Source organism: Thioalkalivibrio sp. ALJ7, assembly GCF_000376865.1.
GTDB lineage: Bacteria > Pseudomonadota > Gammaproteobacteria > Ectothiorhodospirales > Ectothiorhodospiraceae > Thioalkalivibrio.
The window spans coordinates 23,009-46,526 of the sequence record NZ_AQXQ01000003.1 but is presented as its reverse complement, the minus strand read 5'-3'; the positions used below and the strand labels follow the sequence as shown (position 1 = coordinate 46,526).

Annotated in this window: 20 protein-coding genes and 2 tRNA genes; 15 read left to right on the top strand and 7 right to left on the bottom strand. The window is 64.3% G+C overall.

The genetic code is table 11. The features are described 5' to 3' along the window. Window positions 1-89 precede the first annotated feature (89 nt). Window positions 90-932 (bottom strand): ion transporter, encoded by an 843-nt coding sequence (locus D002_RS0100385; RefSeq protein ID WP_018139938.1) that lies wholly within the window; start codon window positions 930-932, stop codon window positions 90-92. Window positions 933-1,036: 104 nt separating this feature from the next. Between D002_RS0100385 and D002_RS0100380 the strand changes: the two genes are divergently transcribed. After that, window positions 1,037-1,639: a bifunctional 2-polyprenyl-6-hydroxyphenol methylase/3-demethylubiquinol 3-O-methyltransferase UbiG gene (locus tag D002_RS0100380; RefSeq protein WP_018139937.1), complete on the top strand. Its 603-nt coding sequence runs from the start codon at window positions 1,037-1,039 to the stop codon at window positions 1,637-1,639. A gap of 40 nt (window positions 1,640-1,679) precedes the next feature. On the opposite strand, the gene D002_RS0100375 is transcribed toward D002_RS0100380, so the two are convergent. The 3 genes from D002_RS0100375 to D002_RS0100365 form a co-directional block, all read right to left on the bottom strand. Further along, entirely contained in the window at window positions 1,680-2,282 is a 603-nt protein-coding gene (locus tag D002_RS0100375; RefSeq protein ID WP_018139936.1) for a nucleoside triphosphate pyrophosphatase, read from the bottom strand. Next, window positions 2,275-4,110, bottom strand: coding sequence for a sodium-extruding oxaloacetate decarboxylase subunit alpha (oadA, locus tag D002_RS0100370; RefSeq protein ID WP_018139935.1), 1,836 nt, complete (start codon window positions 4,108-4,110; stop codon window positions 2,275-2,277). Before oadA ends, D002_RS0100375 begins: the two co-directional genes overlap by 8 nt. 61 nt (window positions 4,111-4,171) lie before the next feature. Next, window positions 4,172-5,590 carry an acetyl-CoA carboxylase biotin carboxylase subunit gene (locus D002_RS0100365; protein WP_018139934.1) on the bottom strand — a complete coding sequence of 473 codons (1,419 nt, stop codon included), beginning with the start codon at window positions 5,588-5,590 and terminating at the stop codon, window positions 4,172-4,174. A 130-nt stretch (window positions 5,591-5,720) separates the two neighbouring features. Here D002_RS0100365 and D002_RS0100360 point away from each other — a divergent pair, with 130 nt between their 5' ends. The 12 genes from D002_RS0100360 to D002_RS0100305 all read left to right on the top strand — a co-directional run bounded on the left by D002_RS0100360 (window position 5,721) and on the right by D002_RS0100305 (window position 17,141). After that, window positions 5,721-6,242 (top strand): DUF177 domain-containing protein, encoded by a 522-nt coding sequence (locus tag D002_RS0100360; RefSeq protein ID WP_018139933.1) that lies wholly within the window; start codon window positions 5,721-5,723, stop codon window positions 6,240-6,242. A 109-nt stretch (window positions 6,243-6,351) separates the two neighbouring features. Continuing rightward, a complete protein-coding gene (gene rpmF, locus D002_RS0100355; protein WP_018139932.1) occupies window positions 6,352-6,549 on the top strand; it encodes a 50S ribosomal protein L32 in 198 nt (65 codons plus the stop codon). Window positions 6,550-6,648: 99 nt separating this feature from the next. After that, a complete protein-coding gene (gene plsX, locus D002_RS0100350) occupies window positions 6,649-7,677 on the top strand; it encodes a phosphate acyltransferase PlsX (RefSeq protein WP_018139931.1) in 1,029 nt (342 codons plus the stop codon). Next, the gene (locus D002_RS0100345; protein ID WP_018139930.1) at window positions 7,674-8,636 is read left to right on the top strand and encodes a beta-ketoacyl-ACP synthase III; all 963 of its coding nucleotides are present in this window, start codon (window positions 7,674-7,676) and stop codon (window positions 8,634-8,636) included. Before plsX ends, D002_RS0100345 begins: the two co-directional genes overlap by 4 nt. A gap of 98 nt (window positions 8,637-8,734) precedes the next feature. Continuing rightward, window positions 8,735-9,211, top strand: a complete 477-nt coding sequence (locus D002_RS0100340) for a CYTH domain-containing protein (RefSeq protein WP_018139929.1) — start codon at window positions 8,735-8,737, stop codon at window positions 9,209-9,211. Further along, window positions 9,201-9,842: a uracil-DNA glycosylase gene (locus D002_RS0100335; protein ID WP_018139928.1), complete on the top strand. Its 642-nt coding sequence runs from the start codon at window positions 9,201-9,203 to the stop codon at window positions 9,840-9,842. The genes D002_RS0100340 and D002_RS0100335 overlap by 11 nt, the downstream gene beginning before the upstream one ends. 288 nt (window positions 9,843-10,130) lie before the next feature. Beyond that, the gene (gene uvrC, locus D002_RS0100330) at window positions 10,131-11,957 is read left to right on the top strand and encodes an excinuclease ABC subunit UvrC (protein WP_018139927.1); all 1,827 of its coding nucleotides are present in this window, start codon (window positions 10,131-10,133) and stop codon (window positions 11,955-11,957) included. A 9-nt stretch (window positions 11,958-11,966) separates the two neighbouring features. After that, window positions 11,967-12,518, top strand: a complete 552-nt coding sequence (pgsA, locus tag D002_RS0100325; RefSeq protein ID WP_018139926.1) for a CDP-diacylglycerol--glycerol-3-phosphate 3-phosphatidyltransferase — start codon at window positions 11,967-11,969, stop codon at window positions 12,516-12,518. A gap of 77 nt (window positions 12,519-12,595) precedes the next feature. Then, the gene (locus tag D002_RS0100320; protein WP_018139925.1) at window positions 12,596-13,945 is read left to right on the top strand and encodes a sensor domain-containing diguanylate cyclase; all 1,350 of its coding nucleotides are present in this window, start codon (window positions 12,596-12,598) and stop codon (window positions 13,943-13,945) included. 42 nt (window positions 13,946-13,987) lie between these two features. Beyond that, window positions 13,988-14,063, top strand: a tRNA-Gly gene (locus tag D002_RS0100315). Between the two features lie 85 nt (window positions 14,064-14,148). Further along, window positions 14,149-14,222, top strand: a tRNA-Cys gene (locus D002_RS0100310). Window positions 14,223-14,702: 480 nt separating this feature from the next. Continuing rightward, on the top strand, window positions 14,703-17,141 hold the full coding sequence (locus tag D002_RS0100305; protein WP_196800094.1) for an EAL domain-containing protein: 2,439 nt from the start codon (window positions 14,703-14,705) through the stop codon (window positions 17,139-17,141). A gap of 142 nt (window positions 17,142-17,283) precedes the next feature. Here D002_RS0100305 and D002_RS0100300 read toward each other — a convergent pair whose 3' ends face one another. Together D002_RS0100300 and D002_RS0100295 are read right to left on the bottom strand one after the other, a co-directional pair. After that, window positions 17,284-17,487, bottom strand: coding sequence for a hypothetical protein (locus D002_RS0100300; RefSeq protein WP_018139923.1), 204 nt, complete (start codon window positions 17,485-17,487; stop codon window positions 17,284-17,286). A gap of 48 nt (window positions 17,488-17,535) precedes the next feature. Then, window positions 17,536-17,760 (bottom strand): hypothetical protein, encoded by a 225-nt coding sequence (locus tag D002_RS0100295; RefSeq protein WP_018139922.1) that lies wholly within the window; start codon window positions 17,758-17,760, stop codon window positions 17,536-17,538. A 208-nt stretch (window positions 17,761-17,968) separates the two neighbouring features. Here D002_RS0100295 and D002_RS0100290 point away from each other — a divergent pair, with 208 nt between their 5' ends. After that, entirely contained in the window at window positions 17,969-18,466 is a 498-nt protein-coding gene (locus tag D002_RS0100290; RefSeq protein WP_018139921.1) for a DUF302 domain-containing protein, read from the top strand. Between the two features lie 339 nt (window positions 18,467-18,805). Then, window positions 18,806-22,135, top strand: a complete 3,330-nt coding sequence (locus D002_RS0100285) for an EAL domain-containing protein (RefSeq protein WP_018139920.1) — start codon at window positions 18,806-18,808, stop codon at window positions 22,133-22,135. Here D002_RS0100285 and D002_RS0100280 read toward each other — a convergent pair. Then, on the bottom strand, window positions 22,132-23,352 hold the full coding sequence (locus D002_RS0100280; RefSeq protein ID WP_081610792.1) for a nucleoside transporter C-terminal domain-containing protein: 1,221 nt from the start codon (window positions 23,350-23,352) through the stop codon (window positions 22,132-22,134). The genes D002_RS0100285 and D002_RS0100280 overlap by 4 nt on opposite strands. Window positions 23,353-23,518: the final 166 nt, after the last annotated feature.

Sequence of the window (23,518 nt, the reverse complement as noted above, 5' to 3'; positions counted from 1 at the left end):
ACCGCAACCCACCCGCGGTAGGAGCCTGCTTGCAGGCGAAGTCCCCGCCCGCGCCGGAGCGCCGCAGCCGGGCCTGCGTCCCAGGCTCTTTACTTCACCCGCTTCTCCAGCATGGTCTGCATGCGGGTCAGGCGTTCCTGCAGTTTCAGGGTTTCCTGTTGCAGTTCGTGGATCTCGCTATGCAGCACCTTGTTTTCCTCGTGCACGCTCTCGTGGATCATCTGTTGTTCGATTTCCATGGAGCGGTCATGCATGCGCTGCATCGCGTCCACGATGATCGCGATGAACAGGTTCAGCACGGTGAATGTGGCGATCAGGATGAAGGGCACGAAGAATGCCCAGGCCCAGGGATAGGTCTCCATTACCGGGCGCGCAATGTCTTCGGACCAGCCCTCGAGAGTCATCACCTGGAACAGGCTGTACATGGTGGCGCCGAGGGTGCCGAACTTGTTCGGGAAGGACTCGCTGAAAAGCCCGGTGGCGATGATCGCAAATACGTAGAAGATCAGTACCAGCAGACCCATGATGGAGAGAATCCCCGGGATCGCGCGTAGTAGTGCCTCGACGATGAAGCGAAGCTTGGGCACCAGCGAGACCAGGCGTAGCAGACGTAGCACGCGCAGTACGGAGAATGGGCCGGAGGCCGGAATCAGTGCGATCCCGACCACGAGGAAATCGAACACATTCCACGGGTTGCGCCAAAAACTTAGACGGTAGACGAACAGCTTGGTCAGCACCTCGGCGGTGAAGATCGACAGGATGATGACGTCCGCGGCCAGGACCACGGGCCCCATCCAGCCCATCACCGTGTCCGAGGTCTCAAGGCCCAGTGTCACTGCATTCAGCAGGATCAAGCCGATGATGAAGCGCTGGGTCAGTTGGGCCTCGATAAAGCCTTCCAGACGGGTGCGCAGCGTGGGGGTCTCGCTCATGATGTCAGGGGTCGTCGCAGTACTCGGGGACGCGCAAGAGTAGGGTAAAGCCGAGGTTGCGGCAATTGTCGGAACGCGGGTTGTGGAGCCGGAGAAAAGAGTCGATGTGGGATGAGCGCTATGCCGCGGACGAGTACGTCTATGGCACTGAACCGAATGATTTCCTGCGTGCGGTCGTGGCCAATGTGCCGCGTGGCCGGGCGCTTTGCCTGGCCGAGGGCGAAGGCCGCAATGCCGTGTTCCTGGCGCAACAGGGGTTCGAGGTCCTGGCGGTGGACAGTTCCGCGGTCGGGTTGGAGAAGGCTCGGCATCTGGCGGAGGATCGCGGTGTTCGCATCGAGACGGTTGTGGCAGACCTTGCCGCTTACAGCATTGAACCGGCTGCGTGGGATTTGATTGTCTCGATCTTCTGTCACCTGCCTCCGGCGCCCCGGAAACGGTTGCATCGGGACGTCGTGGCTGGCCTGCGACCGGGTGGTGTTTTCATCCTGGAGGCCTACACTCCGGCACAGCTGGAGTGGGGCACAGGCGGGCCGCCCACCGCGGAGTTGATGATGACGCGGGATGACTTGGTTGCCGAGCTGGACGGCCTGGAATTCGAGGAAGCCGTGGAGCGCGAGCGCGACGTCATTGAGGGGCGGCTTCACACCGGGCGCGGGGCGGTGGTGCAGATCCTGGCGCGCAAGCCGTCTTGGGGGCGGGGATAGCCGTGCTGGATCAGCGTTTCCCTTGGGCGCAGCGCCTGTATCAGGGTTGCGCCGGCGGCACGGCTACCCCGGCTTCGCGCAGCCACTGACTCAGGATGATCAATGGCAGGCCGACCAGCGCGGTCGGGTCGTCGCCCTCCATGCGGGCGAACAGGCTGATGCCCAGGCCCTCGGACTTGAAACTTCCGGCGCAGTCCAGCGGCTGGTCCAGCTGGACGTAGCGTCGGATCTCCTCGGGGCTCAGTTCGCGGAAGGTCACGGTAGAAGGGATCTGACCCGTTCGGGCCTGGCCCGTTGCGGTATCCAGCAGGCAAAGGCCGGTGTGGAAGGTCACGGTCTCTCCGGACAGTGCCGCGAGCTGCGCCTCGGCACGGCCCACGTCGCCGGGCTTTCCGAGGATGTGGCCGGCATGACTCGCGTTCTGGTCGGACCCAATCACGAGGTGGTCGGGGTAGACATCGGCCACGGCCCGGGCCTTGGCCTCGGCGAGGCGGACCACCATCGTCTCGGGCCGTTCGTGGGGCTGCGGGGTCTCGTCGGCCCCGGGCCGTGCGGTCTCGAACGGCAGCCGCAGCCGCCCCAGCAGCTCGGCCCGGTAAGACGAGGTCGAGGCGAGTACCAGGTGCCGCGGGGACTTAGCCATCTGCGCTGTCGATCTCGATCAGGGCGTCGTCCGGGTTGGCGGCGGCCCCCTTGGCGATATTGACTGCGGTGACCGTGCCGGATACGGGGGCGGCAATCTCGGATTCCATCTTCATCGCCTCCAGGACCAGTACTGGTTGACCGGCCTCCACGGTATCGCCTTCCGCCACCAGGACATCAATGATGGTGCCGGGCATGGAAGTGGTGACATCGCCCGGGCGGGTCGCGCGTCGGGATTTCTTGCCGCCGCCGTTCCCGGGGCCGCGGTCCGCGCCACTGCTACCCGTGGTCTCGATCGTGTCGAGGGTCTCGATCTGGACCTCTTCCGGCATTCCGTCGACGGTCACGTACATTGGGCGGGTGTCTTCGCGGTGGTGGCCGGAGCCATTGACCTGGATGTGGTAGGTCTCGCCGTGGAAGGTGACGTTGAACTCCACCGGCGCTGGACAGCCTGCCTGGGTGTTCTCCGGAAGATTCAGGGGCTCTGGATCGAGCGTGCCATCGCGGCGTTGCTCCAGAAACTGGCGGCCGACTTCGGGGAACAAGGCGAAGGTCAGGACATCCTCCGGTCCCTGCGCAAGGTCACCGATCTCGCGAGTCAGTAGGTCCATCTCCGGCTTGAGAAAGTCAGCCGGGCGGCTGTCGATGACCTCGGCATTGCCGATGGCCTTCTGCCGGACCACGGCGTTGGTCGGTCCCGGCGCGCGGCCGTAGTGCCCGGTGAGGTACTGCTTCACCTCGTTGGTGATGGTCTTGTAGCGCTCTCCGGCGAGTACGTTCATCACCGCCTGGGTGCCGACAATCTGGGAGGTGGGTGTGACCAGCGGGGGGTAGCCCAGGTCTTCGCGCACCTTGGGGATCTCCTCCAGTACGGCGTCGAAGCGATCCAGCGCGTTCTGATCGCGCAGCTGGTTTGCCAGATTGGAGATCATGCCCCCCGGAACCTGGTTGACCTGCACACGGGTGTCGACCCCGGTGTACTCGCTCTCGAAGCGTTGGTATTTCTTGCGGACTTCGTGGAAGTACATCCCGATTTTCTGCAGCGCGACCAGGTCCAGACCGGTGTCGTGTTCGGTGCCCGCCAGCGCGGCGACCAGGCTTTCGGTAGGCGGATGGCTGGTACCGCCGGCAAAGGCCGAGATCGCGGTCTCGATGTGCCGACAGCCGGCCTCGATTGCCTGCCAGTGGCACAGCTCGGACAGCCCCGAGGTTGCGTGGGCATGCAGGTGGATCGGTACATCCAGGGCGTCTACCAGTTCGGTGACTAGCTCACGAGTTGCCGAGGGCGTGAGCAGTCCGGCCATGTCCTTGATCGCGATGCTCTGTGCGCCCATGCCCACCAGTTCGCGCCCCAGGGCGACAAACTCGGCGGCTGAATGCACGGGGCCGGTCGTATAGCAAAGTGTGCCCTGAGCGTGTCCACCGGCCTCGCGCGTCGCTTCGATGGCGGTGCGCAGGTTCCGGGCGTCGTTCATCGCGTCGAAGATGCGGATGATATCGATGCCTCCGTCAACCGAGCGCTCGACGAAGGCCCGCACGACGTCATCGGCATAGTGACGGTAGCCGAGCAGATTTTGCCCGCGCAGCAGCATCTGCAGCGGCGTGTTGGGCAGCGCGGTCTTCAGCTGGTGCAGGCGCTCCCACGGGTCCTCTTTCAGGAAGCGCAGGCAGGCGTCGAACGTGGCACCGCCCCAGACCTCCAGGGAGTGAAAGCCGATTGCGTCCATCTGTTCGCAGATCGGCAGCATGTCGTCGGTGCGCATCCGCGTGGCGATCAGGCTCTGGTGGCCGTCGCGCAGGGTGACATCCGTGATGTGAACTCGGTCCATAGTCATTCGCGGGTCAGTCCGGTGTCCGGTCGGGCGAGTGTGTACATTGATCAGCGGTCCCCTAGAGCCCGTGATGGGCGGCAATGGCCGCGGCGACGGCCACGGCCAGCTGGCGGTCCGAGCGTTTGCCGGGGACGTGAGTCAGCTCCGGGTGGGCAGCCACGAACCCGGTATCAAAGTGGCCGCTGCGGAACGTCGGGTGGGCGACGATCGCCAGGTGGAACGGGATGGTGGTTTTGACCCCGAATACGCCGATATCGCGCAGCGCGCGATTGGCTCGGGCCAGCAGGTCGTCCCATTCCAGGGCCCAGCAGATCAGCTTGGCGCACATCGAGTCGTAATGGGGCGGGATCGTGTATCCAGTGTAGATCGCACCGTCGGTGCGCACGCCCGGGCCACCCGGTGCGAAGTAGCGGGTAATCCGACCAAAGCTTGGGAGGAAGTCATTGCTTGGGTCTTCCGCGTTGATGCGAAACTCCAACGCATAGCCGCGACGGGTGATCTGGGACTGCTCGTAGCGCAGCGGCTCGCCGGCCGCGATTCGCAATTGCTCTTGCACGATGTCCACCCCGGTGATCATCTCAGAAACCGGATGTTCCACCTGAAGTCGTGTGTTCATCTCCATGAAATAAAAGGAATCATCCGAGTCCATCAGGAACTCGACGGTGCCCGCGTTCTGGTAGCCGACCGCCAGTGCGGCGCGCACGGCCAGTTCGCCCAGGTGCTCTTGTTGGGTCTCGCTCAGTTGCGGTGAGGGCGCGATCTCTACCAGTTTCTGGTGTCGTCGTTGCACGGAACAGTCGCGTTCGAACAGGTGGATCGCATGGCCGTGGGTGTCGCCGAGGATCTGCACCTCGATGTGCCGTGGATTGACGACGGCCTTCTCCAGGAAGATCTCAGTGCTTCCGAAGGCGCGGGTGGCCTCGGAGCGCACGCGCTCGAAGTTATGTTCCAGGGCCGCGGCGTCCTCGCACAGGCGGATACCGCGTCCACCCCCACCGTTGGTGGCCTTCAGCATGACCGGGTAGCCAATTTCCGCTGCCACCGCGAGGGCCTCTTCGGCGTCTTTGAGGTTTCCCTCCGACCCAGGTGTTACGGGAACACCGGCCTCGATCATTGCCCGCCGCGCGGCGACCTTGTCGCCCATGCGGCGGATGACGGAGGCATCCGGCCCCACCCAGGTCAGGCCGCGGGCCGCGCAGGCCGATGCGAAGTCGGCGTTCTCCGACAGGAAGCCGTACCCCGGATGCACGGCGTCGCAGCCCGCGGCACGAGCCACGCTGATCAGGCGATGGAGATTGAGGTAGCCACCCATGGAATCCGGGCCGATGGCGTAGGCCTCGTCCGCCTTTTTGACATGCAGGGCGTGGCGGTCAGCGTCGGTGTAGACGGCGACCGAGGTGATCCCCATCTCGCTGCAGGCCCGGATCAGGCGCACGGCGATTTCGCCCCGGTTGGCAATGAGCAGCTTGCGGATCACACGGAAGGCCCCGGGCAGGTCGATGACAACCCGAGTATCGACGTCGTTTGCGGACGCTGCAAGTTTCTGTTTCGCTTTGACAGATCGCCCGCGCGCGGGTATATTCCGCGCCCTCGCAACCGAGCCAGAAATGAGCCGCATCCCCGTTTCACTTGATCCGTGGCAACCGCGTGCCCGGCACCTCGAATTCGAGGGCGACCTGGGCCCGGAAGACCTCCCGCGATTGCGTGCCGATGCTCTGCCGGGACACCCGCTGCAGGTGCACGCACAGTTCCGGCTGGAACGCGGGTCGCTGGACGAGATGCGCTTGAGTGGGACGATTACGGGCGAGCTGTGGCAGACCTGCCAGCGCTGCCTGCAGCCGGTGATCTGGGAGTTCCGGCTCGAGGCGGATGCCGTGCTGCTGCCGCCGGAAGGCACGCCGGCCGGCATGAGCGAGGGCGACGACTTTGTCGAACTCGAGGCGGATGGCCTGCTGCGGCCGGCGGTATGGATCGAGGAAGAGGTCCTGCTGGCCTGGCCGCTGGTGCCACGCCATGCGGATTGCAAACCGGCTGCGGAACCCGAGTTCGAGGAGGGCGAGGGCGGCGAGAACCCATTCGCGGTGCTCGAACAACTCAAGCAGAGCGGCCCGGAGCGGGGCGGCTCGTAATGTGACCTGGGGTCGGGGCAATGCCCGGGCCGAACCGTTATACTTGCGCCCGTTTTGCTATCGGGCTCACTCCCGTCGCTACGGGATTTGATCAATCTGGAGATGCATCATGGCTGTTCAACAACGCCGCAAGACCCGTTCCAAGCGCGACATGCGCCGTTCCCACGACAGTCTGACGGGCGCCACGCTGTCCACCGACCCGACGACTGGCGAGATCCATCGCCGTCACCACGTGACTCCGGATGGTTTCTATCGTGGGCGTCAGGTGATCCAGCAGGACGTCGAAGTCGACGAAGACGAAGATTAAGGTCCAGGGAATGACCGTCCCGGGGCCACGGCTGCGCACGCACCGTGGCCTTTCCGCGTTTGAATTCGGCCGTTTGACGGCCGATCATCGGACCCGAACATGACTGCCAGTTTCACCATCGCACTGGACGTGATGGGCGGCGACCATGGAGCGCCCGTCATCCTGCCTGCTGCCCGCCGCGCACTGAAAATCGCGACGGATTTTCGCCTACTGCTGGTGGGCGATCAGGAGACGATCGAGTCGGGGCTTGCCGGCTGGTCGGCGAGCGAGCGCGAACGGGTCGATATCGTCCACGCCAGCCAGGTGGTCGGCATGGAAGAGCTGCCGGCCGTGGCGTTGCGCAACAAGCGTGACTCCTCCATGCGTGTCGCGATCGACCAGGTGAAGAATGGGGCCGCCCAGGCCTGTGTGTCCGCCGGCAACACGGGGGGCCTGATGGCTACCGCCCGTTATGTACTGAAAACGCTCCCCGGTATCGATCGCCCCGCCATCGCAACGGCCCTGCCGTCCATGACAGGCCATACGCACATGCTGGACCTGGGTGCGAATGTCGATGTCGAGGCGGCACACCTGTACCAGTTCGCGGTGATGGGGTCGGTATTGGCGAATGCCGTGGACGGGCTCGAAGCGCCGCGCGTCGGCCTGCTGAATATCGGCGCCGAGGCAATCAAGGGGAACGACCGGGTGCGCGAGGCTGGGCGCATGCTGGAGGCCTCCAGCCTGAACTACATCGGTTTTGTCGAGGGCAATGACGTCTACTGTGGTGATGTGGATGTTGTGGTCTGCGATGGCTTTGTCGGCAATGTCGCGCTGAAGGTTAGCGAGGGCGTCGCCAAGATGATCTCCTCGAACATGAAGGCCGAGTTCCGTGCGTCGGTGTATTCGCGGCTCGCAGGCCTGTTCGCATTGCCGGTGTTGCGGCGCCTGCGCCATCGCTTCGATCACCGCCGCTACAACGGCGCCTCGTTGCTGGGCCTGCAGGGTGTTGTGATCAAGAGTCACGGGAGTGCCGACGAGCTTGCCTTCGAACACGCGATTCGCATTGCCCGGATCGAGGCGGAAGCGAACATCTCGCGGCGGATTGACAAGCAGCTCGGGCAGCTCCTGGGCCAGGGGGCAACCGAGTGAAGCACGCACGAATCAGTGGCACGGGGAGCTACCTGCCAGAACGGATTCTGACCAACGCCGAACTGGAGGCGATGGTCGATACCACTGACGCCTGGATTCGCGAACGGACCGGCATCCGAGAACGACATATCGTGGCCGAGAACGAGGTCACTTCGGATCTCGCGCTGAAGGCCGCGGAACGCGCGATGGATGCGGCCGGTATCCGTGCCGCCGACCTGGACCTGATCCTGGTGGCGACCACGACTCCGGATCAGATTTTTCCCAGTACCGCGTGCATCCTGCAGGCCAAGCTGGGCATCGGGGGCTGTCCGGCGTTCGACATCCAGGCGGTCTGTAGCGGGTTCGTGTACGCCCTGGCGACGGCCGATCGCTTCATGCAAAGCGACGAAATCCGTCACGTGCTGGTCGTTGGGGCGGAGACGCTTTCGCGCATTACCGATTACACCGACCGCGGTAACTGCATCCTCTGGGGTGACGGTGCCGGAGCGGTGGTGCTCTCCCGCTCGCCCGATCCGGGGATTATCTCGACCCACCTGCATGCGGATGGCCACCACAAGGGGCTGCTGGAGGTGCCGGGAGGGGTGTCGCAGCCGAGCGACAACCCCGACCTGGACTTCATCCGCATGGAGGGCCGGGCTGTGTTCCGCGTGGCGGTCAATACCCTGGACCAGATCGTCGACGAGACCCTGGAGTACAACGGGATCGACAAGTCGGAACTGGACTGGCTGGTGCCGCATCAGGCCAATATCCGCATCATCCAGGCGACCGCGAAAAAGCTGAACATGTCCATGGACAACGTCGTGGTTACCGTGGACCGGCATGGCAATACGTCCGCGGCGTCCATTCCGCTGGCACTGGACACGGCCGTGCGCGATGGCCGCATCAAGAAGGGCGATCTGATCCTGACCGAGGCCTTCGGCGGCGGTTTTACCTGGGGCTCCGCGCTGATCCGGATGTAGTTCGCGCCTCGGGCTTTAGCGGGGGATTCGCCTGCAAGCAGGCTCCCACGGGGATGGATTCACCAGGCGATTGGTCAAAAAGTGGAGTACTCGACGACATGGGGCGCGAGATCGAACGCAAGTTCCTGTTGGCCAGTGATGCCTGGCGCGAAGGCGTGGTGCGCTCGCAGTACATGCGCCAGGGCTACCTGTGTGGCAACGATCGCGCCTCCATCCGCGTGCGGGTGGACGAGGAGGGCGCCAACCTCAACATCAAGAGCGCGACCCTCGGCGTGGAGCGCGACGAATACCAGTACGACATCCCGCTGGACGAGGCGCACCGCCTCTTGGATACCCTGGCCGGACCGCAGGTGGAAAAGACCCGGTACTGGGTGGACGTCCAGGGCTGGGAATACGAGATTGACGTGTTCGAGGGTGCCAATGCTGGTCTGATCGTGGCTGAGCTGGAGCTGCCGAGCAGCGATGCCGAGTTTCCGCGTCCCGACTGGCTGGGCGAAGAGGTCTCGCACGACCCGCGCTACTACAACACCGAGCTGGCGCGGAACCCCTACCGCGAGTGGCCCGATGCCTCCTGAGTCCCGCGAGATCTTCGCTGCAGACTGCCGTGCCTGCCCGCGCCTGGCCGCGTTTCTGGAAGACGTCCGCACGAAGCACCCCGAATACCATGCAGCGCCCGTCCCATCCTTCGGTCCGCTCGACGCCAGGCTGCTGATTGTCGGCCTGGCGCCCGGGATGCACGGGGCCAATGCCACTGGGCGCCCGTTTACCGGTGACTACGCCGGCGTACTCCTGTATCAAACCCTGCATGCGCACGGCTTTGCCTCCGGCCCCGAGAGTTCCCGCGCCAACGACGGGCTGGAGCTGCTCGACTGCCGGATTACCAATGCGGTGAAGTGCCTGCCGCCGCAGAACAAGCCGACCACCGAAGAGATTCGCACCTGCAATGGCTTCCTCGCGGCCGAGATGATGGTCATGCGGCCGCAAGTGATCCTGGCGCTGGGCAAGATCGCCCATGACGCCATTCTGCGCGCGAAGGGACTGCCGCTATCCAGCCTGCGTTTCGGCCATGGCGCCGAGCACGAGCTGGACGCAGACACCCGTCTGATCGATTCCTACCACTGCTCGCGCTACAACACCCAGACCCGCCGTCTAACCCCCGCGATGTTCGACGAACTCTTCGCCCGGATCCGCACCCAAATCGGTTAGCCTTCCAGGGCCAAAAGGCTTGATTTCGCTTCGCCGTAACGGCCCCGCGTCGAGGGGTGGCCAGAGAGATCGCCACGCGCCTGCGGCGCTCGCGATGACGCTGTGCTTCCCCTGTCATTGCGAGGCCCCGCAGGGGCCATGGCAATCGGCTGGGTTATGGCCAGATTCGACACCCCGGATGCGGGGCGTTCATAGCCAATGCTCTCCCCAAGGGGAACACTTCCACAGGACGAAGCGAAGGGCGGGGGATGCCGGGTGACCAGACAGTTCCGGTATCCTGAAAAGATCATGAGTGCCCCCGAGACCGGATTCGATCCCAAGGACTTTCTGCAGACGCTGACGCAGTCGCCCGGCGTGTACCAGATGCTGGATGCGTCCGGCACGGTGCTGTACGTCGGCAAGGCGCGTAACCTGAAGAGCCGGGTGGCCAGCTACTTTCGCGGCAGCGACGACCGTGGTCCACGCATCCGTTCGATGGTGCGCCAGATCGCCGATATCCGTGTGGCGGTCACGCACACCGAGGCCGAGGCCCTGCTGCTCGAGGCCAACCTGATCAAGCGTCACCGCCCGCGCTACAACGTGCTGCTGCGGGACGACAAGAGCTACCCCTATATCTATGTCTCCAACCAGGAGTATCCGCGGCTCGGGTTTCATCGGGGCGCGAAGAAGAAGGGCGTTCGCTATTTTGGGCCGTACCCCTCGGCCGGGGCGGTGCGCGAGAGCCTGGCGCTGTTGCAGAAACTCTTTCTGGTACGCCAGTGCGAGGACAGCGTGTTCGCCCACCGCTCGCGGCCCTGCCTGCAGTATCAGATCGGCCGCTGCACCGCGCCCTGTGTGGGCTATATCACCCCAGAGGACTACGCCCGCGATGTCGATGCCTCGGTCAAGTTCCTTGAGGGCCGTAGCGAGGCGGTCACCGCCGAGCTGATGGAGCGCATGGAGTCGGCCTCCGCGCGCCTGGATTTCGAACATGCGGCGCGCCTGCGTGACCAGATCGCCCGCCTACGCCAGATCTCGGAGCAGCAGTTCGTGGCGGGAGGCGAGGGGGATGCCGACGTGTTCGCGCTGGCGCAGGAGGCCGGGGCCTGCGCGATCGAGATCTTCTTTGTGCGCAACGGCCAGAATCTGGGCAACAGCGAGCTGTTTCCCAATGTGCCGGAGGCGACCGAGACCGACGAGGTCATGGCCGCGGTACTGGCACAGTACTACGCGGAGCGCGAGCCTCCAGCGCGCATCCTGCTGTCTCACGAGCCGCAGGGGGCCAAGGCGCTGGAGGCCTTCCTGGCCGAGCGCCGGGGCGGCAAGGTCGCCCTGGCCTGGTCGCTGCGCGGGGAACGGGCGCGCTGGCTGGACATGGCGCGGCGCAACGCAGAATTGGCGCTAAAGACCCGGATCGCCAGCCAGGCCGGGCAAACCGCGCGTCTGGATGCCCTGACGGCCGAACTGGGCCTGGAGGATCCACCGAAGCGCATGGAGTGCTTCGACATCTCGCATACCGGGGGTGAGGGCACGGTGGCCTCGTGTGTGGTATTCGGACCGGATGGGCCGATCAAGTCGGGCTATCGACGCTTTAACATTTCGGGGGTCGAGCCGGGTGATGATTACGCCGCGATGCATCAGGCGCTCAGTCGGCGTTTCGCTAGACTAAAAAAGGGTGAGGGACAGGAGCCGGATATCCTGTTTATCGACGGCGGCAAGGGGCAGGTGACCCAGGCACTGAATGTGCTGGCCGACCTGGGTCTGGACCACATCAAGGTGGTTGGCGTGGCCAAGGGCGAGGCCCGCAAGCCGGGTATGGAAACCCTGATATTGAGCGGGGTAGAGGCCCCCTCTATACTGCCCGCGCATTCGGGGGCGTTGCACCTGATCCAGCAGATTCGGGACGAGGCGCACCGTTTTGCGATTACCGGGCACCGGGCCCGCCGGGCGAAGGCGCGCAAGGAGTCGACCCTGGAGGCCATCCCGGGGCTGGGGCCGAAGCGGCGCAGCGCGCTGTTACGACACTTCGGTGGCTTGCGCGGCGTCAGCCGGGCCGGCGTCGAGGAGTTGGCCAAGGTGCCCGGGATTCACCGCCGCCTGGCACAGGCGATCTACGACCAGTTCCACGAGAGTTGAGCCACGTACATGTTTCCCCAATTACCCACCTGGCTGACTTGGTCGCGGATCGTGATGATCCCGCTGCTGGTGCTGGCGTTCTATGGCCTGTCGATGCCCGTTGGGGGGATCGTTGCCGCCGTGATCTTTGCCCTTGCGGCGGTCACCGACTGGCTGGATGGCTACCTGGCACGGCGCTGGGAGGTGACCAGCCGCTTCGGGGCCTTCCTCGACCCCGTAGCGGACAAACTGATTGTCGCGGCGGCTCTGGTGCTGGTGGTGAACCACAATCCGGACCTCGGCATCGCGCTGGCTGCAATCGTGATCATTGGGCGGGAGATCGCGATTTCCGCACTACGTGAATGGATGGCTGAGATCGGCGGGAGTGCGAAGGTCGCAGTGTCCTGGGTGGGCAAGGTGAAGACCACGGCGCAGATGGTCGCGATCTTTCTCCTGCTCTGGGCCGAACCCATTGTGGGTCTGCCGACCTTCGTGATTGGCGAGTGGCTGCTGTACTTGGCCGCGGCGCTGACCCTGATCTCGATGATCCAGTACATGCTGGCGGCGGCCCGGAGTCAGTAGAGCGATCGTCGCCGTTCCCACTTTTGGGTTTTGGCCTACACTGGCAAGACCGGCCTTGTGGCGTCCGCGGATTATCCATGCGCGATCCTGATGCTGACCTTGATGACATTCGGACTCTGGAGGTGCTTCAGGGTCTGCTGCCGGGGTTTGTCTACCAGTTGCGCATGAGGCCCGACGGACAGTTTGACTACCCCTATGTCGGACCCATTGTGGCGCAATGGTTCGAGGTCGACCGGGAGGCGCTCCAGACGGATGCGAGCGCGCTCCTGGACTGCATTCACCCCGAGGATCGCGAGTGGGTGATGCGGTCCACGATGGACTCGGTGGACCGGGCGGAGCCCTGGAGCGTTGAGTTCCGGATGCAGTGCCGTTCCGGACGCGTGATGTGGGTGCAGGCCTATGACACTTCGCGGCGCCTCAAGGACGGGACGATCATCTGGACGGGCTTTGCGACCGATATCACCGAGCGCAAGCAGCTAGAGGAGTCGCTGCGCCAGAGCGAGGCGCAGTTTCGCGCCTTCGTCGAGAGCGCCAGCGATGTGATCTATTCGTTGCGCCCGGACGGCGTCATGACCTACGTATCGCCCAACTGGACCGAGAACCTCAGTTACCCAATCAGTGCGGCAGTGGGCCATGCCATCGACGAATACGTTGCCCCGGAAGATCTGCCCGCCTGCTATGCCTTTCTGCATCAGATCGCACAGACCGGGCAAAAGGCCAGCGGGATCGAGTACCGCATCCGACACCAGGACGGGCACTACCGGTGGCATACCAGCAATGTCTCCCCAATGCTGAACGAACAGGGTGAAGTGACCGCTTTCCTCGGTATCGCGCGCGACATCACAGTGCGCAAGGAGACCGAGGCGCAGATGCAGCGCCTTGCACACTATGACCCGTTGACCGAACTACCCAACCGTACCCTTTTCTACCAGATCCTCGACCACGAACTACTGGCGGCGCGTCGCGAAGGCCAACAAGTGGCGTTGATGTTTGTCGACCTCGACGAGTTCAAGCCGGTGAATGACCGCCATGGCCACGCGGTGGGGGATCGGTTGCTCAGTCAGGTGGCCCGGCGCCTGTCCGCTGCGATCCGCGAGAGCGATGTGGCCGCGCGGATCGCGGGTGATGAGTTCGTCGTGATGCTGCCGCGCTTCCAGTCGGCCGACGAAAGTCGGGCCCATGCGCTTGCGATTGGCGAGAAGATTCGTTCGGCGCTGGCCGAGCCCTTCGACTGTGACGGTGTGGAGGTGCGTATCTCCAGCAGCATTGGTATTGCGATGTTTCCGTTGGATGCGGCCGACGGACCGGGGCTGTCGCGGGCGGCCGACGCGGCGATGTATGTGGCCAAGAATGCGGGCCGAAACCGCGTGGTGCTGTTCGATCGCGAGGGCCATGCGACCGCCGCCGTGGGCTACCGCGGGTATTGACGTACCTGGAAACTGCGGTAGAATACGCGCCGTTAGTGAAGAGCGGGAATAGCTCAGCTGGTAGAGCACAACCTTGCCAAGGTTGGGGTCGCGAGTTCGAATCTCGTTTCCCGCTCCAACAGATTCCTGAAACCCCGGTTCGGCCGGGGTTTTCTGTTTCGGCCGCCGGAGGTATGCGCTCCGAGCCGGAACCACCCGATACAGGCTGGGTGGCAGAGTGGTTATGCAGCGGATTGCAAATCCGTGTACGCCGGTTCGATTCCGACCCCAGCCTCCATGTTCCATCACGCAAGAAGGCCGCCTCCGGGCGGCCTTCTTGCGTGATGGGGTTGTTGTTCTGCCGGTAACCGGTCGGCATGCATGGGGCGGGTTGTGCGCGCGCCCGGCGCGTCCGTTTACATGATGGTTCGCGGATCCTCCAAGCGGGAAGGCGGGTACGCAGGAAGAAATGACCGGTGGGGCCGGAGCCGAGACGGAGCGGTCACATGGCCGCAGGCGTTACTGATTATTGCTCCGGAGATTCGATTCGGCGGAGGACGGCCCGGAAGCCGCGCGCACGAGGCGGCGGGCCATGGCACTATGCGTGGATTGGTTGGCTAGAGAGAGCACGGTGCACGCAGCGGATTTGACCCTGAGCATGCGCACCCCAAACCATTCGAGGCCCCTGCCCCGCATGGTGCGCTGGATTATTGGGGGCATCGGGATCTGGCTGCTGACGGGGCTATCCGTGCTGGGTTCGGCTGAGCCCGATTTGCGGGTGGGTGTGTACGAGAACGCACCCAAGGTCTACGTGGATGCCGACGGGCGCGCTGACGGGCTGTTCGTTCGGCTCCTGGATTCTATCGCCCGCCGCGAGCATTGGGACATCGAGTATGTTTCCTGCGAATGGGCGCAATGTCTGCAGGATCTGCGCGATGGCCGCCTGGACTTGATGCCCGACGTGGCGTTAAGCGAGACCCGGGAAGGCTTCTTTGCATTTCATCAAATCCCAGTCGTACAGGGCTGGAGCCAGATCTACGCGGCCCCGCATTCGGGCTTTAGCAGTCTGGGCGCGGTGGGCAGTGGGCGGATCGCGGTCCTTGAAGGCTCCGTCCAGGAAGCGCACCTGCGTGAAGTGCGGTCGCGCGACCCGGATCTCGAGTTCGGCCTGGCCACCTTTAGCAACCTCGAGGCGGTCTTGGCCTCCGTATCGCAGGGGACGGCGGAGGCGGCCGTCAGTAACAACTTCTATGGTCGGCAGCACGCGCGGGCCCATGGCCTTGTGGAGACGCCGATCACCTTCGGCCAGGTGGGCCTGTACTACGCGGCCGCGCCGGGGGCCCAGGACGGGCGTCTGGACCTGATTGATGCCTATCTGGAACGTTGGAAGTCGCTAGCCGGTTCGCCTTACCAGCAGGCGCTCGACGCGACGCTTCTCGCGGAGGAGTCGCCCGGGTTGCCCCGATGGGTTGGATGGACGCTCCTGGTGGGTGTCGTACTGGTGGCTTTTCTCGCCGTGGCGGGCGGGGTACTCCGCTGGCAGGTGCGGCGGCGCACACGCGAGCTTCAGGCCGCCAATCAACGTCTCGAACATGTCCTCGATAGTGGTCCAGCGGTTATCTACCAGTTGGATGCCAGCGACTTTCAGCCCCTTTGGGTTAGCCCCAATATCGAGCGTCTGTTTGGCATCGACCCAGCTTCTGCGATGCGCCCCGGCTGGTGGGAGCAGCAACTGCACCCGGAAGACCGCAAGGCCGCGCTGCGGGAGAACGATCGTTTGCTGGAAGATGGCGAACTGGTGCGCGAGTTCCGCCTGTTCGACGGCTGGGGCAAGCTGCGCCACGTGCGCGACGAGATGCGTCTGGTGCCAGGGGGGCATAGCGGCCAGGAGATCGTGGGTAGCTGGATCGACCTGACCGCGAGCATGGAGCAGGAAGAGCAGCTGCGGCAGATGTCGCACTTCGATGCGCGCACCGGCCTGCCCAACCGGGCCCTGCTGCAGGATCGGCTGGGCCACACGGTGGAGCGGGCAATGGCCGATGAGGAGGCCCGCTGGATCGTGCTGATGGACCTGGACCGGTTCCGCAACGTCAACGAGACCCTGGGCACCGCGGCGGGCGATATCGTGTTGCAGGGAATCGCCCAGCGCCTCAGCCAGATGTTGTTGCCTCAGGACACCGTGGCCCGAATCGGTGCCGACGAGTTCTGTCTGGTGGTCGAGAGTCCCCCGGATACGCCCATTCAGGAATTTGTGGAGCAGTTGATGACAACGCTCCGCAGTCCTTTCGAGGTCGCGGGGCGGTCTCTGGTGCTGACGGCGAGCGTTGGCGTGGCGCGATTCCCCAGCGATGGGCAGACCCGGGACGAGCTTTTGACCGCTGCTGAGCTGGCCATGCAGGCCTCCCGCCTTCGCGGTGGCGATAGCTGGTCGTTGTATGAACCGGAGATGGGTGCGCTGACGGAACAGCGCCTGTTCCTGGAAAACGATCTGCGTCAGGCGATCCAGAACGACGAATTCGTGCTGCATTTCCAGCCACAGTTCCATCTGGGCACGGGTGACTGCGTGGGCGTTGAGGCGCTCGTGCGCTGGAATCACCCGCGGCGCGGCATGGTGTCGCCGGCGGAGTTTATTCCCCTGGCGGAGGAGACTGGGCTGATTCAGGCGATTGATCGCTGGGTGCTGGAGGCTGCCTGTCGCCAGCTGGCTGCTTGGGACCAGCACGGGATGCCGGTGCCGATGATCGCGGTGAATCTGTCCGCCCGCGAGCTGCATGACGAGCAACTGGTCGCTTCGGTGCGGGACACCCTGGAGCGTTTCTCGATCCGCCCTGAGCGCCTGGAGGTGGAGCTCACCGAAACCATGATTATGGAGTATCCGGAGCAGGCGCTGGCCGTTTTACGCCGTCTGAGTGCCCTGGGCGTGCATCTGGCGATGGATGATTTCGGGTCGGGTTACTCGAATCTTGCCCACTTGCGCCGACTCCCGCTGCATCGGCTCAAGGTCGATCAATCCCTGGTGCGGGATATCGGTCGGTCCCGACACAACGAGTCGATTATTCGCGCCATTATCGCGCTGGCCGAGGCGCTGGAGCTGGATTTGATCGCGGAGGGTGTCGAGAACGAGTCCCAGCGCGAGTTCCTCCTGAAAGAAGGCTGCGCGATCGGCCAGGGCTTTCTGCTGGGTCGCCCGGCGTCCGCGGAAGACCTGTTCCGTTAGGCGCCATTGGATCAGTGAGCGCGCCTGGGTTGACGACACCCTGGGGAGAGGGCGGGGCCAACACGAAGGGTTTGCTACCGGGAGCCTGCCGAGGCCGTGCGGGTGGCCCCATCCCACAACGGTAGTGGGATGGGTGCCGGGCTTAGTCGGCGGGCGGCATGTATTCGTGGCGGATGTGGTCGTCCGGTTCGGGGACCTTGACGCCCGCATTTTCCAGGGCCTCCGTGAGGTCCTCGCAGTCGTCCAGATCGTCGGCCCGCTTTTTCAGCGTGGCGAGGGTGTCGGCGGCCTCGGCCTCGGGCATGGTGATGACGAGTTCGCCATTTTCGGCTTTTTCCAGATGCATGTCGTGCTCCTTGTGTCCGCTCGTGGTGCAGTCGTTGCGTGAGTCCGATCAGTCTTCGATCGAGGGCTGCTTGGGGGCCTTCTCGTCGAAGGCGTGCGGCGGCTGACGAAAATCGTTATCCAGCTCGTAGACACCTTCCTGTAGCACGGACCCCAGGGCGCGGGCGCCGTTGCTGATCTCGCCGTCAAGCTCGGTGATGTTCTCGGCAATGCTCTTGGCGGTCTTCTTGTCGATCTTCAGAGTGACGGTTCCGTTCTTCAGCGTCGCTTCCATGTCGATCTCCTTGGTTGGCGGACTGTGACGTCGGTGGTACCCGTCTGGAACGGGTCTGATTCGCGTTCGTTTGACCTGCATCATGATGGCCGGGGCTGGGAGCGAGTAGCTTGGCCTGCAAGTTCTGCCTCCAACCTAACGAAGAGGCGGGCATTCCCATTGATTCCCGCTTCCCGGGAAAGGAGAAAGCACGATGCAGTCTAAAGTGATGACCATGCGCCACGGCCCGCGGTTCCTGGCGCTGGCCGCGATGTTGTTGGCACTTTTGGTTGCCGGGGCCGCGCAGGCCGGAGGGCATGCTGGCGAACAGCCCGATATGGTGAAAGTCACGCCGAGCCCGCATTCGTTCCCCGCTACGCTGGCGGCTTTTGAGCGCGAGGTAGATGCGGAGGGCTGGAGCATCCTGAACCGCAACAACATGGCCGGGACGTTGTCCGAGCGCGGGTTCACCATCGATCCGGTGGTGATTCTGGACGTCTGCAGTGGTCGTTACAGCGCGCAGATCCTGGAAGAGGACGCGTATCGGCCTGTTTCCGCCTTTATGCCCTGCCGGGTCAGCATCTATCAGGACAGCCAGGGCGAGGTGTTCATCTCGCGCATGAACGTTCCAGGATTCCTGCCGATGATGCCGGATGGGGTTGCCGAGGTGATGGAAAACTCCTCCGAGGAGATCGAGGCGATCATCGAACGGACCATCGCCGATTAGCGCGATGGGTTACAGTCCTCTGCGCGAGTTCGGGCCGCGGCCCGCAATGTGCACGCGATAAAGGATTTTTCGGCGGTCAGCGACACGGGACCCGTTAGGCGGGTCCCTGGTCGTTGTTGGTCATGATCTAGGTGGGGGCATGATCACCATGCCCGCCAACCGGTACGTAAGGGCGGAAGAGACGTTTGAACAACATTGCGACCCCCGCATGGGGATGCCGTTGCTAGTGACACGAAACATTACATTGGACAGTAGGCCGGCCCAACGGGGTGCCGCGCATTCCGGAACCGGGGCGCGGCGCTTTTTTGTGTTGGGTGCGTGGCCACGCGGGGGCGTTCGATGATGGCTGAACGTCGTGTGTCACGGCCCCTGGCAGCCGGGTTGATCGCGGGTATTTATGTCGTTCTGGGTCTGTTGTGGATTGCCCTGTCCGATGTGGCGCTGGCCTGGTGGGGGGGGACGGATATATCCGCGGCGTTGACGCGCGCGAACCTGGGCAAGGGCTTTGGGTTTGTGCTGGTCTCGGGCTTGTTGTTGTACGTAGCGATGCGATGGCTTCCCGGTGGTCTCGGGGAGCTATCGAGCGCGACCGCGCACAGGGAGCGAGGACGCTTCGGCCCCTGGCCCTGGCTGCTCCTGGCGCTGGCGGTAGCGATGTCGACCGGTGGGGTGGGTCTGGCGACGTGGTACTGGCAGGGCATGGCGGCCGAAACCCAGGCACAGGAAGATCTGCAGCGCGCCGCATTCCTGAAGGGGGGGGTGATTGATCAATGGCTGGCGGAACGCACGGGCGACGCCGAGGTGTTGGCGGAGGCACGCGGGTTCAACCTGTTCGCTGTGACGGCCCTGGAACGGAGATCGGCTCTGGCCCTCGGGCAGGTGCGTGATCGTCTCGATCTGATGCGTACGGCCTATGACTACGACGGCGTGGCCCTGCTAGACGCCAATCGGCAGCCCGTGATCGAGCTCGGCCGCAGTGCATTGGATGAGGCGACCATGGACATGGTGTTGCGCGAGGTCCGGCGTAGCGGTGAGATCAGCGAACCCATTTTGCATGCGGACCCCGACGGGCGACCACGTGTCAGCTGGGTCGTTCCCGTGCGCGACCGTGCCGCTCCACTCGATCCGGTGGTGGGCCTGGTGCTGTTGTCGTCGACGATCAAGAGTCTGCATCCCCTACTGACCCTTACAGAGGGTCGCAATGGGTTGGATGCCCTGGCGCATGTCGTGGTGCGTGAGGGGGATCAACGGGCGACCATCGCGCGAATTACGGAAGCCGGTGGCGTCATCATCCCGGCGCCCGCGGCTTTTCCGACATTGCGCGAGCGGGTGCTGGATCATCCGCGGGATGGGGTGGTGGTCGAGCGTTTTGATGACGCCGCCGTTGCTTTTCTGGCTGGCGTCCAGGGACTCGCTCCGGCCGGCTGGGATCTGGTGCTGAAGCGCGAGCTCGATGCCCTCCAGGCTTTGCCGCGGCAACACGCGGTGTGGGCGGCGGGAGCAACGCTGTTCTTGTGGCTCGCGGTGCTGGGTACCGGCGGGCTTTTGTGGAGACAGCAGTGGCTTCAACGCAACCTCGCCCTGGTGCAGGCACACGCGGATCAGGATCGGTTGCTGGGGATTTTCTTCGATATGCCCTTCGTGGGTATGGCGATCTCGGGCCCGCGTGGCGAGGGCTGGGAACGGGTGAATGCGTGCCTGGCAGACATGCTGGGTTACGCGCCGACCGAGCTCGCGGCAATGGACTGGCATGACCGCCTGTCCGTACCGCAGGACCGGGGTTGCGACACGGCGCTGGACGCCGAGATGCGGCGCGGCGAACGTTCGGGCTACAGCATCGTGAAACGCATGCTGCGGCGGGACGGGCGGGTGATGGTCGCGGATATCGACGTGAAATGCAGCCGCACGCCGCAGGGCAATCTGGACCGGGTCGTGGCGACCGTGGAGGACATCACCGAACAGCGCGAGCAGGAAGAGCGTCAGCGCCTGGCGTCCGTGGTGTTCGAGAACACCCGCGAGGGCGTGGTGATCACGGATGCCACGGCCCACATCCTCTCCGTCAACCGCGCGTTCACGGAACTGATGGGGTATAGCCAGGACGAGGTGGCCGGCCGGACACCGAAGATGTTTCAGTCGGGGCGCCACGATCATGTCTTCTACGCCAACATGCGCCGCGAGCTGGAGGAGAACGGCCATTGGCAGGGCGAAATCTGGAACCGACGCAAGAACGGGGAGATATTCCCCGAGCTGCAAAGCATCACCGCGGTTCGCGACAGCCAGGGGCGGCTTACCCATTACGTGTCGGTGTTTGCCGATATCTCCCGGATCAAGGCCTCCGAGGCCGAACTCGATTTCCTGGCTCACCATGATCCGCTGACCGAACTGCCCAATCGGCGTCTGCTGCGCGCGCGGCTGGCCCACGGGATCTCGCTAATGCGTCGGCGCGAGGGCCACCTGGCGTTGTTGATCCTGGATATCGACCGCTTCAAGGACATCAACGACAGCCAGGGCCACGCGGCGGGTGACCGTCTGTTGAAGATCGTGGCCGAGCGTCTGCAGGCCGGTCGGCGCGGTACCGATACCGTTGCGCGTCTGGCCAGCGACGAGTTCGCTGTGCTGGTGGAGAACCTGGGGCATGTCGACGATGCCGCGCGGGTGGCGGAGAACATTATCCGCGAGGTCGGCCACCCCTGCGATCTCGGAAACGGGATCGAGATGGAAGTGGCCGCAACCATCGGGATCGCGGTCTTCCCCGATCATGCGACGGATGCCGACATGCTGCTGCAGCAGGCGGGTACCGCATTGTCCCAGGCCAAGCTCGAGGGGCGCGGAAGCTACCGCTATTACTCGGATGAATTTACCCGAGCGGCACGTGATCGCATCGACCTTTCCGCGCGCCTGCGCCGGGCGCTCGAGCAGGACGCCCTGGAAGTCCACTACCAGCCGCAATACAACGTGGAGGATGGGCGCCTGCTGGGTGCCGAGGCGCTGTTGCGCTGGAGCGACCCCGAACTGGGCCCGATCTCGCCCGGGCGCTTTATCCCGCTGGCGGAACAGACGGGGCTGATCGTGGAACTGGGTGCCTGGGTCCTGCGCCGGGTGATTGCGCAGGGCCGCGAATGGCAGGCGGCTGGATATCCGCCGGTGCGCCTGGCGGTCAATGTGTCGGCCCTGCAGTTCCAACGCGTCCCAATCGATCAGCAGGTGGGGCTGCTGCTGGAGGAGTACGACTTCCCGGCCGATCAGCTGGAGCTGGAAATCACCGAGTCGGCACTGATGGCCGATCCAGGCCGTGCGCGCCGTATCCTGCAGCGGTTGCGCGAGCGTGGGGTGCACTTCGCGATTGATGACTTCGGTACCGGGTATTCGTCCATGGCGCAGCTCAAGCGCTTCCCGGTGGACACGCTCAAGATCGACAAGAGCTTTGTCGATGGCCTGGCCGCGGGGGACGACGACGAACGCTCTCACGATCTGTCCATTGCCCGTTCGATCGTGGGCCTGGGCCATGGCCTGGGACTATCCGTTCTCGCCGAGGGCGTTGAGACGGCCGAGCAGTTGGCCGTGCTCAAGGGCTTGGGCTGCGACCACTATCAGGGGTTTTACGCCAGCCGACCCATTCCGGCACCGGAGTTTGCGTCTGTGCTGGATGCCGTTGTGGCGTCTCGCTAGCCCAGATTGAGGATGCCGACGACGCTGCCGGTCATCAGCGTGGCCAGGGTCCCGGCGACGATAGCGCGAATACCCAGGGCCACGATCTCGCTGCGGCGTTCCGGCACCAGGGCCCCCAGACCGCCGATCAGGATGCCAAGGCTGCCGAGGTTGGCAAAGCCGCTGAGGGCATAGATCAGGATCAGTTCGCTGCGCGCGGACAAGGCGTCTGCGGGAAGTTCGGCCAGGTGCAGGAATGCGACCATTTCGTTGAGCACGGTTTTGACCCCCAGCAGGGAGCCGGCGGTGACGGCCTCGCTCCAGGGGATGCCCATCAGCCAGGCCATCGGTGCGAAGATCCAGCCCAGCATGCGTTCCAGGCTCAGGGCGTCACCACCGAACTCCGGCAAGGCACCCAGTCCCGCGTTCACCAGTGCCACCAGGGCGATCACGACGATCAGCAGGGCGATAATCTGCAGGAGCAGTTCCAGTCCGCGCAGGGTGCCGCGCGTGATGGCGTCCATGGAGCTGGTGGCGGCTTCGGACTCGGGTAGCAGGTTACCCGCCGTTGAGGGCGCGGTGGGGGGAATCATCACCGTCGCGATCAGCAAGGCCGCCGGAAGACTGATCAGGGAGGCGACGATCAGGTGCCCGAGCGCATCGTCCAGCACCGATCCAATGATCGTGGCGTAAAGCACCAGCATGGTCCCGGCCAGGGTGGCCATGCCCACGGCCATCAGCGCAAAGAGCTCGCTGCGCGTCATCTCGCGCAGGTAGGGGCGGATTACCAATGGGGACTCCACCATGCTCAGGAATACGTTGGCGGCCGTGCCCACACCCAGCGCGCCACCGATACCAAAGGCACGTTGCAGCAGCTGCGAGGCGCCGCGTATCAGCAACGGGAGGATGCGCCAGTGGAACAGCAGTGCCGAAAGGGCGCTCAGCACCAGGACCAGCGGCAGGGCCTGAAAGGCGAGGATGAAGCTGCTGCCGGGGCCATCGGCCTGGAATGGCGGCTCATCGCCGCCCAGGTACCCGAACACGAACGAGGTACCGGCGCGGGTGGCGTCGGTCAGCGCGATCACCACCTCGTTCGCCCACAGGAACAGGTGCTGTGCTGCCGGAATGCCCAGCAACAGCGCGGCGATCGCGAACTGCAGGGCGAGTCCGGCGAGGACCGGGCGCCAGGGAAACAGGCGTTTGTGCTCACTCATCAGCCAGGCCAGGCCAATGAACATCAATAAGCCGAATGCGGCCTGGACGGTGCTCACGGATGAATCCCCAATGGAAATGGCGGACACAGCATACTCAACCGCAGGATCGTTCGCGCCGCTGCGTCCGGAATGGTCGCTTCGAGATGGTAGGGTAGTTAAGTAAACGGGAGCGGGGTGCCGGTTTGTTGGA